The following is a 15,399-nucleotide window of genomic DNA, read 5'->3' as shown; positions in this document are numbered from 1 at the left end:
AAACCCATCCATTTCATTCAAAGAAATGGATGGGTTACCTGTTATCTCGCTGTATATTTTTTAATCGCCGGGATGATTTCATTACCGATCAGTTCGATATTTTTCATTACTTTATCAAAAGGCACACCGCCAAAATCGATTTGGGCCATGAAGCGCTGCATGCCAAACAATTCGTATTGGTACAGCATCTTTTCGATAATTTGGTTCGGACTGCCAACCATGAGTGCATCTTCCACTTGCGGTGCCTGTTCCACCTGCCAGCGCGGATAGCCTTGACCTCGAATCGCCTGGAACCCGCCGCTTAAATGCGGATGCATCCCATCAACCGCTTCTTTTTCCGTTTCCGCAACATAAAACAGACTCGTTGTTGCAATCGGTAAAGACGTTGCATCAAAACCACTGCGATCTGCTGCTTCGCGGTATGCATCAACTGAAGCTTTAAAGTTTATCGAAGGTCCACCTAAAGTTGTCAGCATCATTGGAATACCCATATAACCGGCTTTAATCGCACTTCCGGGAGGACCGCCAACAGCCCGCCAAATCGGAATCGAACCATTTAACGGCTGAGGTAAAATATGTGCATCCTTTAAAGCTGGACGAAATTTCCCATTATAATTTACTACCGAATTGTCATTCAACTGTTTTAACAGGGCGAGTTTTTCCTCAAAAATTTCCTCATAGTCACGTAGACTAACCCCGAACAGTTCATGTGCGCCAACCCGGGAGCCTCGTCCTGCAACGATTTCTGCACGGCCATTGGAAATTAAATCGATTGTCGCAAAATCCTCGTAAACACGGACTGGATCCGCAACGCTTAACACCGTGGCAGAGCTTGCCAGTTTAATGCTTTTCGTTGCCTGTGCAATTGCACCAAGGACGACTGAATGAGCCTGGGTTGTGAAATATTGCTGATGACTTTCGCCGACTGCAAATACATCAATTCCTGCCTGTTCTGCCAATTGGCTCGCTTCGATGATTTCCTGAAGGCGCTGCTGGGCAGAAATGCGTGACCCTGTTAAAGAATTCGGAATATGGTCACCTAACGTATATAGTCCAAACTCCATCCCATTTTTTTCATTGATTCGATATTGTTCCATAATCATTGCCCCCTTATAAAATAGGCTTCAATTTTGCTGTAATTTCTTCACGCTGTTGTTCTAAAAAATCCGGTAAATCCAATTGTTCACCGAGCGAGTCCACATCACCATCGCGTAAAAAGCCGGGTCCATCTGTCGCAATTTCAAACAAGATGCCATTGGATTCACGGAAATATAGGCTTTTAAAATAGAAGCGGTCGACAATACCCGAGGACAAAAAACCTCGTGCTTTTACTTGCTCATCCCAATACGCCAGTTCTTCCTCATTTTTCACGCGGATAGCCAAATGGTGAATGCTGCCGCGGCCAGGTTTTTCCGATGGTCCGTCCTGTTCGACAATGTATATTTCCCCAAACATTTCATCATTGATCGATTGGAGGAGGGCAGACGTTTCATTTTGAGTTTTCAATTCATATCCAAAGATTTCTGTTAATGTTCGAACCAGTTTTCCTTTATTTTTCACGGTTATTTCAACAGTGCCCATCCCTTGTATTTGATGTTCGACCGGAACCGGGGATTTTTCATATGTCTCCCAATGTCCCACTCTCGTATTTGGTGCAGCTATAAGTGCCAAACGTAAACCTTCCTCATCTTCAAAAAGGAGGGCAGGGCGACCGGCAAACGATGTAATGCCATCATGTTTAACGGCAAACTCATCCAGACGTTTTGCCCAATACTGCAGGCTATCGACGCTTGGTACGATCAAACCGATTTTTGTAATGGCATTTGTGCCTCGGTGAGTGCGTCCAACTAAAGGAATCTCGAAAAATGAAAGCTCTGTACCCGGACTGCCTGTTTTATCACCATAAAAGAGGTGGTACATTGCTGTATCATCCTGATTGACCGTCACTTTAACACGGCGTAATCCTAAAATATCACGGTAAAATTTGTTGTTTTGTTGGGCATTCTTCGTAATCATCGAAATATGATGATGTCCTGGAATTGTATACATGTTTATTCCTCCAATAATTATTTGCTGCGCTGTTTCTTCGTTGAACAACATTTCAACGAAAAGGCGACTGAATAAGATTTTCTTAAACATTACTTTACTACTCTACTGATACGACGACAAGAATAATATCTCGAATTCAAAATAAATAATAATTGTAACTATTTTCCTTTTTCAACGTCTATAGGTAAAGGAAATCAAATTACTAATCATTAAAGAAGGAGATATTATGAAAAAACTACTTGCAACAGGATTATTGCTTTTCTTGGCAGGATGTCAAAACAACGAACAAGCCGGGACAATTGAACAACAGGAAAAAGATCCTGTACAAACTGATCGTGTCATTGATCACAATGGTCAGGTAGAGAATTTGGAGTTATTGCATCAGTTTTTAAAAGATACCGATGAAAATAAACAAACGTCATTGGAGATGACGCGCTATACGATTGAGGGGGCGCCAATTTACTGGAAAGTTGAATTTGAAGAAGGGCAATATAATATCGTAGTCGATAACCGGGAAGATAATTTTGGAAGTAAAAATATTGAAAATTATAAATGTGATAAATTAAGTAAAGATGTTACGGGTTCTTTAACTGATTATAATTTTGAATCATGTGAAGGTGGCTATGAAATCAACTTATTATCGGTAATAAGTGAATAAACATATAACAAGAGGCCGACAAATTCCTTTTCAGGAGATTTTGTCGGCCTTCACATTATTATATGTTATTGGCAATTTCCAATGCCTGTGTAAAGTCTTCAATCAGATCATCTTCATTTTCCAAACCGACTGAAAAGCGCAGCAAACCATCAGTAATTCCGCGTTTTGCACGTTCTTCAGGTTCCATCGCTGCATGACTCATTTTGGCAGGGTACGATAAGATCGATTCAACACCGCCAAGACTAACCGCAAATACCGGAATTTTCATCGCTTCCACAAAAGCTTTTGCAATCTCATAATTCGGTAAACTAAACGATAATACCGCACCTGCTGAAGTTGCCTGTGCAGCATGAATTTCAAATCCTGGGTGAGTAGGGAGGCCAGGATAATATACTTTTTCCACTAACGGATGTGCATGTAAAAATTGTGCGATGCGCATTGCAACACGTGATTCCTCGTTAAAACGTACTGCCGTCGTCTTCATGTTTTGAATTAGTGTGTAGCAATCCTGTACACCGAGAACAGAACCGAATGAATTTTGAACAAAATAAATTTCATTGCCCAGTACTTCATCTTTTGTTACTACAAGGCCAGCTACTATATCGGAATGCCCTGATAAAAATTTCGTAGCTGAATGAATAACAACATCAACACCTAATTCAAGCGGTTTTTGATGCAGTGGTGTCATGAATGTATTGTCTAAAAACGTAAGTGCACCGTATTGTTTTGCAATTTCAACTACACCACGAATATCTGTGATTCCTAATGTAGGATTCGAAGGTGTTTCCATATAAATTAATTTTGTTTCCGGACGTACAGCTGCTTTTACTGCTTCAGTATCGGTAAAGTCAACAAATGTATGGGTAATACCATAGCGCGGCAATACTTTTGTAACGAAACGGTACGTCCCACCATAAACATCTTCGGTAATAACGATATGGTCGCCTGCAGATAAAATCATAAAGCAAGCAGATACAGCTGCCATACCTGTGGCAAATGCAAACCCTCGATTACCGCCTTCAAGTTCGGCAATCGCTTTTTCCAATGCCGCACGTGTCGGGTTTCCCGAACGAGCATAATCGTATTCGCCAAATTCATCGATCGATTCCTGATGGAAAGTCGATGATAAATACATCGGTACGTTTACTGCACCTTTTTTATCGGCATAGCCTTCACGGATCGCGCCATGAACTAATGCTGTTTCAATGCGGTTTGTCATGCAAATTCACCTCGTAACGAATCGAAAACTTGTTTTAAGTCTGCGATTAAATCTTCTGCTTCTTCAATACCTACTGAGAAACGAAGTAATCGGTCACAAACACCTCGTGCAACACGTTCCTCATATGGCATATCGGCATGTGTTTGAGTAGCAGGGTAAGTAATAAAGCTCTCCACGCCGCCAAGACTTTCTGCAAATGTGATCAGTTTGATACCTTTTAAAAATGGGTTGACCATTGACGAATCTTTCACACGGAAAGACAGCATACCACCTTTTCCTGTATACAGTACATCTGTCACAAGAGGTTCATCAGCCAAGTATTCCGCCACTTTTTTTGCATTTGCATCATGCTGCTTTAATCGTAAATGCAATGTTTTCAGCCCGCGAATCAGCAGCCATGAATCCATCGGTGAAAGCACCATCCCAATGCCGTTATGATAGAATGCTAACTTCTCACATAATTCAGAACCTTTTGCAACGACTAGACCCGCCAATACATCATTATGTCCGCCAATATATTTTGTTGCACTATGTAAAACAATGTGTGCACCTAATTCAAGAGGACGCTGGAAAAAAGGAGTGTAGAAAGTATTGTCTACAATTAGCAATAAGTTGTGTTTTTTTGCCAAAGCCGCATATTCCACAAGATCGATTTCCTGCATTAACGGATTTGTTGGAGTTTCGATAAACAATGCTTTCGTATTTTCATTGATTAAACTTTCAACTTCTTCCACATTAGTAAACGGATTATAAACCGGTTTAATATTATAGTTTTCCGCAAATGTTTTGAATAGACGATATGTTCCGCCATATAAATCTTCTGGAACAATTAATTCATCGTTCGGTTTAAATAATGACATGACAAGTTGTACTGCCGCCATTCCAGAACTGCAGGCAAATCCAGCATCCCCGTTTTCCAAGTCTGCGATTCCTTGTTCGAGGATTGTACGAGTAGGATTTTTTGTACGTGTATAATCATAGCCTGTCGATTCACCAATGCCTGTATGCTGATAAGCTGTCGACATATAGATCGGCGGATTGATCGCACCTGTTTTGGCATCACTTAAATTTCCGAGCTGTACTAATTTTGTTTCAATTGAACGTTGTGACATGAATACACTTCCTTACATGAATTTGCTAAACATTTCGAATGAATCGAGTATTACATCAATTTATCATGAACAGGTGAAAGGGACAATAGGAGAAACGAGTATTAAGTAGAATAGGGGAATAATTGAATTAAAAAATAAAAAATCCTAGAATACATTTGATTTGTAGACTAGGATCAGATAATTTTATTTAGATTGCTCGTTTTTTAATAAATCACGAATTTCTTTTAACAATTCTTCTTTAGCATCCAGTTCCGGTGTCGGTGCTTCCGCAACTTGCGCTTCTTTTTTACGATTTAGTTTTGTCAGTAATCGTAAAGCCATAAAAATAGCAAATGCGATAATAATGAAATCGATAATCGATTGAACAAATACGCCCAGTGCAACTTGTGCTTCACCCGATCCAAACTTCCATTCGTTTGTCAGATCAATTCCGCCTGTAAGCATACCGACAAGCGGCATAATAATATTTTCAACCAATGATGTAACAATTTTACCGAATGCTGCACCAATAACAACTGCAACCGCTAAATCGATAACATTGCCCTTCATTGCAAATTCTTTAAAGTCTTTCCACATAATATAGCAACTCCTCATATCTTTATTAAACAATGTTTAATTTTATACATTGATAATCTAATTTTCAACAGTGAAAATTACCTGCTTTTTTAGTAGAATGAAAGTTAACAACATTATTTCGTCTTAAAGATTGGTGGCTTATATGGCAAAAAGCAAGAAAAAGAACCCTTTACTCTCCCCGAAAACTAAATTATTATTAATAATTTTGCTTATCCCCATCACTTTAACAGTTTATATTGTAGCTTATTTCAGCTGGCAGCAATTTCGTGGTTGGCCATTTACTGATAAAACAGTGTATCAGCAAATCCAGGAACAATTTGATTTGGAAATTCCAATTGAATATATCCCTGTCTATGTCGCAGCCGAACAAAAATACGGTGTCCCGTGGACGCTTTTGGCAGCGCATCACCGCGTAGAAACCCGTTTTTCCACAATGAAAACTCTTATTTCACCGGTTGGAGCAGAAGGCCATTTTCAGTTCATGCCTTGTACTTTTGTAGGCTGGCAACATCCTTCGTGCAAAGATTTAGGGCAGGGGGAAATTCCGGATCATGATAAAACGAATCCAGCAATTATAAAAAAATATGGCGGGTATGGGGTAGATGCAAATGGAGATGGTGTAGCTGATCCGTTTGATATTGAAGATGCCGTATTCAGCGCAGCCAAATTTTTATCCATTGCCGGTGTAAATGACGGGCAATTGAAAAAAGCGATTTTTCAATATAATCATAGTGATGAATATGTGGAAGACATTTTATACTACTATAAGATGTACCGAGATTACGGCAATCAGTTGAAACAATTTGCTCTTAACGAGGACAATTAAAAAAAAGTGTGACGTTATGTCACACTTTTTGCTGATTATTCTAGATGCAGATTTACAATTAAGTCGCTTTATGCATTGAGCGCATGATAAAGCTTACGATAAAGATTAAAACAATGGCACCGATTAATGCGGGGAATACATAGAAATCAGAAACTTTCCAGCCCCAGTTCCCTAAAATCATGCTACCGATCCATGATCCGACAATACCTGCAATAATGTTACCGATAATACCACCCGGTACGTCTTTACCTAAAATGACACCCGCTAACCAACCTAGAATACCTCCGATAATTAAAAACCAAATGAAACTCATCATACTGTCCAACTCCTTTGTTTAAAATTATTGAATAATAATTGCATCTAGTTATTTATTTCCTATCATGCAGAAGCTTAAACATTTTTTTAACTGGAAGTTTTTAAGCAGATCCCGAAATTATGGAAGTAATATTACTTTATATAGAATAGTAATTTGGTTGTTTTTATTTTATATAATTGATGCACCTAAACATGATTTTAAATGACCAAGTGCCCATTTATGACCGATTTCATTAAAACTTGCAACGGCATGTTCTGGAATTGTAATTTTATAGCCTAAATTATAGCTGTCCACCGCGGTATGCAAAATGCAAATATCAGTACATACTCCAACAAGTATAACTTCTTCCACATTGCGTTCACGAAGTAAAATATCCAAATTTGTACCTGCAAAAGCGCTATATCGGGTTTTATCAAATGAAATAACACGATCCTGATAAGTTTCATATAGCTCTTTTACTGAACCATAACGTTCACGGCCTTTAGTTCCTACAATATTATGGGGCGGAAATAATTTTGATTCAGGATGATATGGATCGTTTTCCACATGTAAATCGTTAGCGAATACGATTACATCATTTTGTTCAATAAACTGTTCTATTAAAGTACTAATATTTTTTTCTATTGCCTGTCCCGGTTTATCGCAAGTTAATTTTCCATCATCCGCTACAAAATCATACGTGTAATCAATTACGATTAAAGCTTTTTTCATTCGTCTTTCACTCCTTTTTAAGTTGTAACGTTATTATGCCATGGTTACTGAAAAAATGTAGGTAAAATCACTGATTAAATATTCTAAATATTTTGATTTTTAATGTTTGATGATGTATAGTTAGGTTATCAAATAAATGGGGTGATTAATATGGATATGGCAATAAAGAAGAAGCTGGACCGTCAAGGGTTAATTTTTGTAGGAATCCACAGTTTAATCATTTTGAATTTTGCTATTGAATTATTATTACTCTAATAGATTACGATACTTAATAGAATCTAGCCTGAATAGGCGCTAGGTTCTTTTTTATGGAGAAAAAGATTCGCGGTCAATAAATATGTACAAAAAATTTTAAAAATTCACTTTTTGTAAAAAGTGTGACGAAAGAGTAAAAAGGCAACATCAATGAGGATGAAAGCGATTGCAATAATTTCAAACTTTTTGAATTGTATAAAAAATTCAAAAAATAGTGTTGACGTTCTAGTTCATTTCGTACTATGATAACAACAATTTAGTACACCACATCACTCAAGCGACATTCTGATGTGAGCTTACAAGGTGTAAAACATTCGATACTTTCTGATTATAAAATTTCGAATATTCGAACTTTATATGAAAAATCGAACATATAAAAAAACAGCTAGAGTAAAAGCATTACGTTGAGGGGCGTTTAAAATGAGAAGTGACATGATTAAAATGGGAGTCGACCGAGCTCCACACCGTAGTCTTTTATACGCTACAGGTAAAGTAAAGGCGAGAGATTTAGAAAAGCCATTTATCGGTGTATGTAATTCTTATATTGATATTATTCCAGGCCATGTCCATTTGCGAGAATTCGCGGACGTAGTAAAAGAGGCCATTATTGAAGCAGGCGGAATTCCATTTGAATTCAATACAATAGGAGTCGATGACGGAATTGCAATGGGTCATATCGGGATGCGCTATTCATTGCCATCACGTGAAATTATTGCCGATTCAGCTGAAACGGTAATTAACGCACACTGGTTTGACGGAGTGTTCTACATACCAAACTGTGACAAAATTACACCCGGTATGTTAATGGCAGCTGTTCGTACTAATGTACCTTCAGTATTCGTATCAGGAGGACCAATGGAAGCGGGTACTTCTTCTTCAGGTAAAACATTATCATTAACGAGTGTTTTTGAAGGGGTCGGTGCACATAAAGCAGGTACGATGACAGCTGAAGAGCTCCTTGATATCGAGAACAATGCATGTCCAACATGCGGGTCTTGTTCGGGAATGTTCACAGCTAACTCAATGAACTGTTTGATGGAAATGCTAGGCTTAGCATTACCGGGTAACGGTACAATCGTTGCAACAAGCGAAAAACGTAAAGAATTAATTTACGAAGCAGCGAAACATTTAGTACGCATGATTAAAGAAGATGTAAAACCACGTGACATTGTTACAAAAGAAGCGATTGATGATGCATTTGCTCTTGATATGGCAATGGGCGGATCTACAAATACAGTGCTTCATACACTGGCAATCGCCAATGAAGCAGAAATTGACTACAACATTGAAGACATTAATAAAGTAGCAGAACGTGTTCCTTACATTGCAAAAATTATGCCGGCATCGGACATCTCGATGAATGACATTGCAAAAGCTGGCGGTGTTCAGGCGATTATTAATGAATTAACAAAAATTCCAGGGGCAATTCACCCTGACAGACCTACAATCGCAGGTGTTTCTATGCGAGAGCTTGTGAAAGATTATGAAATTACTAATGATCGTGTCATTCGCACAAAGGATAATCCATATAGTGCTGTAGGAGGACTTTCCGTATTATTCGGAAATATTGCCCCTGAAGGCTCGGTAATTAAAGTAGGAGCGGTTGATCCTTCGATTAAAACATTCACAGGCGAAGCGATTGTATTCGACTCACAGGAAGAAGCACAGCAGGCAATTGATGACGGCCGAGTACGAGAAGGACATGTAGTTGTCATTCGTTATGAAGGTCCAAAAGGCGGTCCGGGTATGCCGGAAATGCTGGCACCTACTTCTGCTATCCAAGGGCGTGGGCTAGGAACGAAAGTCGCACTCATTACAGATGGCCGTTTCTCAGGTGCATCACGCGGTATTTCAATCGGCCATATTTCTCCTGAAGCTGCTGAAGGCGGGCCGATCGCACTAGTCGAAAATGGCGATACAATTATTATTGATTTGCCAAGCAGAACAATCAATTTACAAGTTTCCGACGAACTTCTTGCAGAGCGTCGTCAAAACCTAAAACCATTTGAACCAAAAATTAAGCGCGGCTGGTTGGCACGTTACTCTGCTTTAGTAACAAATGCTTCCCAGGGCGGCGTAATGAAAATATAATCTGAATACTTTAAAACGTTGATGAGGTTAAAGGATATAGAGTCTTGTATCTACCAGAGAGCCGGTATTGGTGGAAGCCGGCGATACAACTATATCCGACATCCCCTCGGAGTGAGCTATTAAACGCATTCGCCATTAGATAGCTCCGGGCATATTCGAATTGCTCGTTATTAATGAACCGTTCTCTTTGTTTAGTTGCACAAATTTCCTAATGGGAATTTTGAAATAAAGGGGCTCAGGCGGTTCGCGAGGTAACTAGGTGGACACTGTTTCTTTTTAGAAGCACATGTTCATCCATGTTATAAATGAGGGTGGTACCATGAAAAGTCTTTTTCATCCCTACGTAAGAGGTTTTCTTTTGCGTGCGGAGATAAAGGCTTTTTCTTTTTATCAATTTATAAAAATGATTAACCATATAAAGTTTTGAAAAAGGAAGGAGAAATTACTATGAGTGCAAACGTTTCAGTAAATCAAGAAATCGAAAAGCCCGAAGAACAACAAGTAACAAAACCGAGAGACGGTGCGGATATTTTAGTGCAGGCACTGCATGAACAAGATGTTGATATTATTTTCGGTTATCCGGGTGGGGCAGTATTACAAATTTATGATGCTCTTTACCGTAATCCGATTCGTCACATTCTGACACGCCACGAACAAGGTGCGATCCATGCGGCAGAAGGATATGCACGTGTTATGAATAAACCGGGTGTAGTAATTGCAACATCAGGACCGGGAGCGACAAACCTCGTAACAGGTATTGCCGATGCGATGATCGACTCGATTCCGTTAGTTATTTTTACAGGGCAGGTTGCGACATCCGTAATCGGTACAGATGCTTTTCAGGAAGCGGACATTATGGGGATTACAACACCGATCACAAAACATAACTATCAGGTGCAGGACGTAGCGGATATCCCTCGTATCGTAAAAGAGGCATTCCATATTGCCAATACAGGACGTAAAGGACCGGTTGTCATTGACTTCCCGAAAAATATCTCACAAACAGTATTCCTGGATGAAATTAAAGCTCCGGAAGATATTTATTTACCGGGTTATCAGCCGACAACAAAACCGAATTATCTTCAAATCCAAAAGGCAATTCAAGCATTAAGTTTAGCTAGAAAACCTTTAGTGCTGGCAGGTGCCGGAGTATTATTCGCAGATGCACGCGAACAATTGACAGAATTTATTGAAAAATATAATTTACCGGTTATTAATACACTGCTTGGTTTAGGCAGCATTCACGGACAGCATAAACAATTCTACGGAATGGCTGGGATGCATGGATATGCAACTGCGAATGACGCGATTACAAAATGCGACTTATTAATCAATATCGGTGCACGCTTTGATGACCGATTAACAGGAAATTTAGCAACATTTGCACCGAACGCTACGATCATCCATATCGATATCGACCCGGCAGAAATCGGAAAAAATGTACCAACTGATATTCCGATTGTTGCGGATGCAAAAGAAGCATTATTTGCACTGTTGAAAAAAGACTTCCAAGGACCGGATACGACAGAATGGATCCATTACTTAAATGATAGCCGTGATAAATATCCGCTTTGGTATGAAGAAGATGGAGAAGAAGTATTACCGCAGCAAGCAATTGAGATCCTTCATAAATTGACGGACGGAGAAGCGATTATCACAACGGATGTTGGACAGCATCAAATGTGGGCAGCCCAATACTATCATTTAAATAATCCGCATAACTGGGTAACATCAGGCGGTTTAGGAACGATGGGCTTCGGTTTCCCGGCAGCGATTGGTGCACAGTTTGCGAAACCGGAGAAGAAAGTTATTTCGATTGTAGGAGATGCAGGTTTCCAAATGACAAACCAAGAGCTTGCATTACTAAAAGAGTTTAACTTACCAGTAAAAGTAGTAATCCTTAACAACAGCTGTTTAGGAATGGTACGTCAATGGCAGGAAACATTCTATGATGAGCGTTATTCACAGAGCTTAATGCCTATCCAGCCGGACTTCGTAAAACTTGCCGATGCATATGGCATTAAAGGCTACCGCATTGACAATTTATCAGAAGCAGAAGCAATCTTTGATGAAGCGATCAATTCTGATGAACCGGTTGTTATTGACTGCCGAGTGAAGCAACTTGTGAGCGTATTCCCAATGGTTGCGCCTGGTAAAGGATTACATGAAATGATTGGAGTGAAGAAGCCATGAAGCGAGTGCTGACAGTAACAGTAATTAACCAAAGCGGCGTATTGAACCGAGTGACTGGCTTATTAATGAAACGTCAATTCAATATTGAATCGATTACAGTAGGTCATACGGAGCAGCCGAATTTTTCGAAAATGACGTTTATCGTCCATGTGGAAGATGAGAATAAAATCGAACAATTAATCAAACAGCTTTCGAAACAAATTGATGTATTAAAAGTAAACGATATTACTGAAAAAGCAATCGTTCTTCGTGAGCTGGCGCTTATTAAAGTAGTTTCACCGCCAAACTTGCGCCTGGAAATGAATGCAATCGTTGAGCCATTCCGTCCGCAAGTTGTCGATACATCAAAAAATGTCGTGACATATGAAGTAGTTGGTCACCCGGAAAAAATCGATGCATTTATCGAGTTACTTCGTCCATATGGCATTAAAGAGTTAACACGTACAGGTGCAACAGCAGCTATCCGTGAAGCACAAAAAATCGAAAGCCCGCAATTATCGATTTTAAAATAAGCAAACGGCAAATATTATGTCAAAGATGGATCCGTTGTATGTAGTGGAGGTGGCGACTCCTAGGGGATAAGCACGAGGGAGAGAAAGGAACAAAAACTAAGAGCGACACGTCCTGTGGCAACGTTTTTGTGACCAACATCGTGTTGGCCTCGTGCCCCTGGAAAGCGTCCACCGCAACGGAATACAACATTACTCAATTGGTTTTAAACAGGGTGGAGGATGTCATCTGAAGCCCGAATTACAAATAAAAAAACATTCAATTAATTGGAGGAAATGAAAATGTCAAAAATGTATTATGAAAACGAAATTAACGAGCAAGTATTACAAGGTAAAAAAATCGCGATTATCGGTTATGGTTCACAAGGCCATGCTCATGCGCTTAACTTAAAAGAATCAGGTTTTGATGTAGTAGTAGGTATCCGTCCAGGTAAATCATATGATGCAGCAAAAGAAGATGGCGTAGAAGTTAAATCAGTAGCAGAAGCTGCTGCAGAAGCGGATGTAATCCAAATCTTACTTCCGGATGAGCGTCAAAAAGCAGTATACGAAGCTGAAATCGCACCACATTTAACACCAGGTAAAGCGTTAATGTTCGCACACGGTTTCAACGTACACTTTGGTCAAATTCAACCACCAGCAGATGTAGACGTATTCCTAGTAGCTCCAAAAGGCCCAGGTCACTTAGTACGTCGTCAATTCACTGAAGGCGCTGGCGTACCAGGATTATTCGCAATCCACCAAGATGCGACAGGTCAAGCTCGTGATTTAGCTCTTGCATACGGTAAAGGAATCGGTTCAGCACGTGGCGGATTACTTGAAACAACATTTGCTGAAGAAACAGTTACTGACTTATTCGGTGAGCAAGCAGTACTTTGCGGTGGTACAACTGAACTTGTTAAAGCAGGTTTCGAAACATTAGTTGAAGCAGGTTACCAACCAGAATTAGCTTACTTTGAAACATTACACGAACTTAAATTAATCGTTGACTTAATGTTTGAAGGCGGTATGGCAACAATGCGCTACTCAATTTCTGATACTGCAGAGTGGGGCGATTATGTTTCAGGTCCACGTATTATCGACGCATCAGTAAAAGCTCGTATGAAAGATGTATTAACTGATATCCAAGACGGTACATTTGCGAAACGCTGGATCGCTGAAAACGAAAACGGTCGTCCTGAATATACAAAATTCAAAGAAGCTGGCGCAAACCACCAAATCGAAGAAGTTGGCGAAAAATTACGTGCTATGATGCCATTCATCAACCAAGGAAAACAAAAGGTAACAGTGAAATAATATGAGAAAAATTGACATTTTTGATACAACATTGCGCGATGGAGAACAATCGGCTGGTATTAACTTAAATACAGCAGAGAAAGTAGAAATCGCAAAACAACTAGAGCGTTTAGGTGTCACAATTATTGAGGCGGGATTCCCTGCCTCATCTCCAGGTGACTTGGAGGCGGTATCGTTAATCGCAAAAACGGTGAAGAATTCAATCGTCACAGGTTTAGCACGTGCTGTGAAAAGCGATATCGATGCAGTTTGGGAAGCAATTCGCCATGCTGAGCAGCCACATGTTCATACGTTTATCGCAACAAGCCCGATTCATATGGAATATAAGCTTAAGAAAAATCCAGATGAAGTAATTGAGCAAGCTGTCACTGCGGTAAAGTATGCAAAGGAAAAATTCTCACTTGTAGAATTTTCTGCAGAAGATGGTTTCCGTTCAGACAAAGAATTTTTAGTTCGTATTTGCCAGGAAGTTATTAAAGCTGGTGCAACAACGATTAATATTCCAGACACAGTTGGTTATGCATCACCGGAAGAATACGGCGCTTTATTCCGTTATTTACGTGAAAACGTGATCGGGGCAGAAAAAATAAAATTCTCTGCTCATTGTCATGACGATTTAGGAATGGCAGTTGCAAACTCATTGGCAGCCATCGAAAACGGTGCAGATCAAGTAGAATGTACGATTAACGGTCTAGGTGAACGTGCAGGAAATGCCGCATTAGAAGAAATCGGTGTTGCCCTACATATTCGTAAAGACTTCTACGGTGTTGAAACTGGCTTGAACTTAAAAGAAATAAAACGTACATCACAGATGGTAAGCCGTTTAACAAACGTAGTCATTCAACCGAACAAAGCTGTTGTCGGTAAAAATGCATTCGCACATGAATCGGGTATTCACCAGGATGGTGTACTGAAAAACCCTGAAACATATGAAATCATTTCACCGGCACTGATCGGCGAAGACGATATTCCGTTAGTTTTAGGAAAACACTCAGGCCGCGCAGCATTCCGTGACCGTGCCGAAACAATGGGCTTCCAGCTGTCGGATGAAAAACTGAACAAAGCTTTCGCTGAGTTCAAAAAATTAGCGGACCGCAAAAAAGAAGTAACAGAAGAAGATTTAACAACGATTTTAACTGAGCAGCAAGTTTCAATAGAAGATGTTCCGTTATTTGAACTTAAATCGGTTCAAGTTCAATACGGTACAGAAAATATTCCAACAGCTACTGCATCAGTTATGACACCTGATGGCGAGTTGAAAACAATCGCCTCAACAGGATCAGGTTCAGTCGAAGCCATTTTTAATACACTTGAACAGCTTGTTGGAGGTAAAGTCAATATTTTGGACTACCGAGTACAATCAGTCGGTAAAGGACGCGATGCACTTGGAGAAGCGGTCATTAATTTAAAATATAACGGCTATACATCAACAGGACGTGACTCAGCACAAGATGTGCTGGAAGCAAGCGCAAAAGCGTATTTAAATGCAGTAAACAGACAATTGATCCAGCAGCAAGTACGCGATAAACAAGAAGTTACGGTTTAATAGAATAAAAAGGTTGTTCCTGTAAAGGAAAACAACTAGCAA

At 39.7% G+C, this 15,399-nt stretch carries 14 protein-coding genes; 7 read left to right on the top strand and 7 right to left on the bottom strand.

Translation table 11 applies throughout. The features are described 5' to 3' along the window. Nucleotides 1-41 precede the first annotated feature (41 nt). Nucleotides 42-1,097, bottom strand: coding sequence for an LLM class flavin-dependent oxidoreductase (locus tag B5473_RS16000; protein WP_079526941.1), 1,056 nt, complete (start codon nucleotides 1,095-1,097; stop codon nucleotides 42-44). Nucleotides 1,098-1,110: 13 nt separating this feature from the next. Beyond that, nucleotides 1,111-2,049 carry a ring-cleaving dioxygenase gene (locus B5473_RS15995; RefSeq protein WP_079526939.1) on the bottom strand — a complete coding sequence of 313 codons (939 nt, stop codon included), beginning with the start codon at nucleotides 2,047-2,049 and terminating at the stop codon, nucleotides 1,111-1,113. 226 nt (nucleotides 2,050-2,275) lie between these two features. On the opposite strand from B5473_RS15995, the gene B5473_RS15990 reads away from it, so the two are divergent. Continuing rightward, on the top strand, nucleotides 2,276-2,707 hold the full coding sequence (locus B5473_RS15990; RefSeq protein WP_079526937.1) for a DUF4362 domain-containing protein: 432 nt from the start codon (nucleotides 2,276-2,278) through the stop codon (nucleotides 2,705-2,707). A gap of 58 nt (nucleotides 2,708-2,765) precedes the next feature. Here the strand turns inward: B5473_RS15990 and B5473_RS15985 are convergent, their stop codons facing one another. From B5473_RS15985 to mscL, 3 genes are all read right to left on the bottom strand, one after another. Next, on the bottom strand, nucleotides 2,766-3,926 hold the full coding sequence (locus B5473_RS15985) for an aminotransferase class I/II-fold pyridoxal phosphate-dependent enzyme (RefSeq protein ID WP_079526935.1): 1,161 nt from the start codon (nucleotides 3,924-3,926) through the stop codon (nucleotides 2,766-2,768). Further along, entirely contained in the window at nucleotides 3,923-5,038 is a 1,116-nt protein-coding gene (locus B5473_RS15980; protein WP_079526933.1) for a methionine biosynthesis PLP-dependent protein, read from the bottom strand. The genes B5473_RS15985 and B5473_RS15980 overlap by 4 nt, the downstream gene beginning before the upstream one ends. A 183-nt stretch (nucleotides 5,039-5,221) precedes the next feature. Continuing rightward, a complete protein-coding gene (gene mscL, locus B5473_RS15975; RefSeq protein ID WP_079526931.1) occupies nucleotides 5,222-5,614 on the bottom strand; it encodes a large conductance mechanosensitive channel protein MscL in 393 nt (130 codons plus the stop codon). 142 nt (nucleotides 5,615-5,756) lie between these two features. On the opposite strand from mscL, the gene B5473_RS15970 reads away from it, so the two are divergent. After that, nucleotides 5,757-6,440, top strand: a complete 684-nt coding sequence (locus tag B5473_RS15970; RefSeq protein ID WP_079526929.1) for a lytic transglycosylase domain-containing protein — start codon at nucleotides 5,757-5,759, stop codon at nucleotides 6,438-6,440. Nucleotides 6,441-6,498: 58 nt separating this feature from the next. On the opposite strand, the gene B5473_RS15965 is transcribed toward B5473_RS15970, so the two are convergent. Both B5473_RS15965 and B5473_RS15960 read right to left on the bottom strand, forming a co-directional pair. Then, complete coding sequence (locus B5473_RS15965; RefSeq protein ID WP_079526926.1) at nucleotides 6,499-6,756, bottom strand: GlsB/YeaQ/YmgE family stress response membrane protein; 258 nt, start codon at nucleotides 6,754-6,756, stop codon at nucleotides 6,499-6,501. A 168-nt stretch (nucleotides 6,757-6,924) separates the two neighbouring features. Continuing rightward, nucleotides 6,925-7,467: a cysteine hydrolase family protein gene (locus B5473_RS15960; RefSeq protein ID WP_079526924.1), complete on the bottom strand. Its 543-nt coding sequence runs from the start codon at nucleotides 7,465-7,467 to the stop codon at nucleotides 6,925-6,927. A 675-nt stretch (nucleotides 7,468-8,142) separates the two neighbouring features. Here B5473_RS15960 and ilvD point away from each other — a divergent pair. From ilvD to B5473_RS15935, 5 genes are all read left to right on the top strand, one after another. Then, entirely contained in the window at nucleotides 8,143-9,813 is a 1,671-nt protein-coding gene (gene ilvD, locus B5473_RS15955; protein WP_079526922.1) for a dihydroxy-acid dehydratase, read from the top strand. Nucleotides 9,814-10,260: 447 nt separating this feature from the next. Then, nucleotides 10,261-12,006: a biosynthetic-type acetolactate synthase large subunit gene (ilvB, locus tag B5473_RS15950; protein ID WP_079526919.1), complete on the top strand. Its 1,746-nt coding sequence runs from the start codon at nucleotides 10,261-10,263 to the stop codon at nucleotides 12,004-12,006. Further along, nucleotides 12,003-12,518 (top strand): acetolactate synthase small subunit, encoded by a 516-nt coding sequence (gene ilvN, locus B5473_RS15945; protein ID WP_008403681.1) that lies wholly within the window; start codon nucleotides 12,003-12,005, stop codon nucleotides 12,516-12,518. The genes ilvB and ilvN overlap by 4 nt, the downstream gene beginning before the upstream one ends. A 279-nt stretch (nucleotides 12,519-12,797) precedes the next feature. Then, a complete protein-coding gene (gene ilvC, locus B5473_RS15940) occupies nucleotides 12,798-13,811 on the top strand; it encodes a ketol-acid reductoisomerase (protein ID WP_079526917.1) in 1,014 nt (337 codons plus the stop codon). Nucleotide 13,812: 1 nt separating this feature from the next. Further along, nucleotides 13,813-15,357, top strand: coding sequence for a 2-isopropylmalate synthase (locus tag B5473_RS15935; protein WP_079526915.1), 1,545 nt, complete (start codon nucleotides 13,813-13,815; stop codon nucleotides 15,355-15,357). The last annotated feature ends 42 nt before the right edge of the window (nucleotides 15,358-15,399 follow it).

This window comes from Solibacillus isronensis (genome assembly GCF_900168685.1).
Lineage (GTDB): Bacteria > Bacillota > Bacilli > Bacillales_A > Planococcaceae > Solibacillus > Solibacillus isronensis_A.
This window is presented reverse-complemented; position numbering and strand designations above follow the sequence as displayed.

Coding starts and splice junctions, on each gene's coding strand:
- B5473_RS16000 (WP_079526941.1), bottom strand. CDS start 1,097: ATGGAACAATATCGAATCAATGAAAAAAATGGGATGGAGTTTGGACTA.
- B5473_RS15995 (WP_079526939.1), bottom strand. CDS start 2,049: ATGTATACAATTCCAGGACATCATCATATTTCGATGATTACGAAGAAT.
- B5473_RS15990 (WP_079526937.1), top strand. CDS start 2,276: ATGAAAAAACTACTTGCAACAGGATTATTGCTTTTCTTGGCAGGATGT.
- B5473_RS15985 (WP_079526935.1), bottom strand. CDS start 3,926: ATGACAAACCGCATTGAAACAGCATTAGTTCATGGCGCGATCCGTGAA.
- B5473_RS15980 (WP_079526933.1), bottom strand. CDS start 5,038: ATGTCACAACGTTCAATTGAAACAAAATTAGTACAGCTCGGAAATTTA.
- mscL (WP_079526931.1), bottom strand. CDS start 5,614: ATGTGGAAAGACTTTAAAGAATTTGCAATGAAGGGCAATGTTATCGAT.
- B5473_RS15970 (WP_079526929.1), top strand. CDS start 5,757: ATGGCAAAAAGCAAGAAAAAGAACCCTTTACTCTCCCCGAAAACTAAA.
- B5473_RS15965 (WP_079526926.1), bottom strand. CDS start 6,756: ATGATGAGTTTCATTTGGTTTTTAATTATCGGAGGTATTCTAGGTTGG.
- B5473_RS15960 (WP_079526924.1), bottom strand. CDS start 7,467: ATGAAAAAAGCTTTAATCGTAATTGATTACACGTATGATTTTGTAGCG.
- ilvD (WP_079526922.1), top strand. CDS start 8,143: ATGAGAAGTGACATGATTAAAATGGGAGTCGACCGAGCTCCACACCGT.
- ilvB (WP_079526919.1), top strand. CDS start 10,261: ATGAGTGCAAACGTTTCAGTAAATCAAGAAATCGAAAAGCCCGAAGAA.
- ilvN (WP_008403681.1), top strand. CDS start 12,003: ATGAAGCGAGTGCTGACAGTAACAGTAATTAACCAAAGCGGCGTATTG.
- ilvC (WP_079526917.1), top strand. CDS start 12,798: ATGTCAAAAATGTATTATGAAAACGAAATTAACGAGCAAGTATTACAA.
- B5473_RS15935 (WP_079526915.1), top strand. CDS start 13,813: ATGAGAAAAATTGACATTTTTGATACAACATTGCGCGATGGAGAACAA.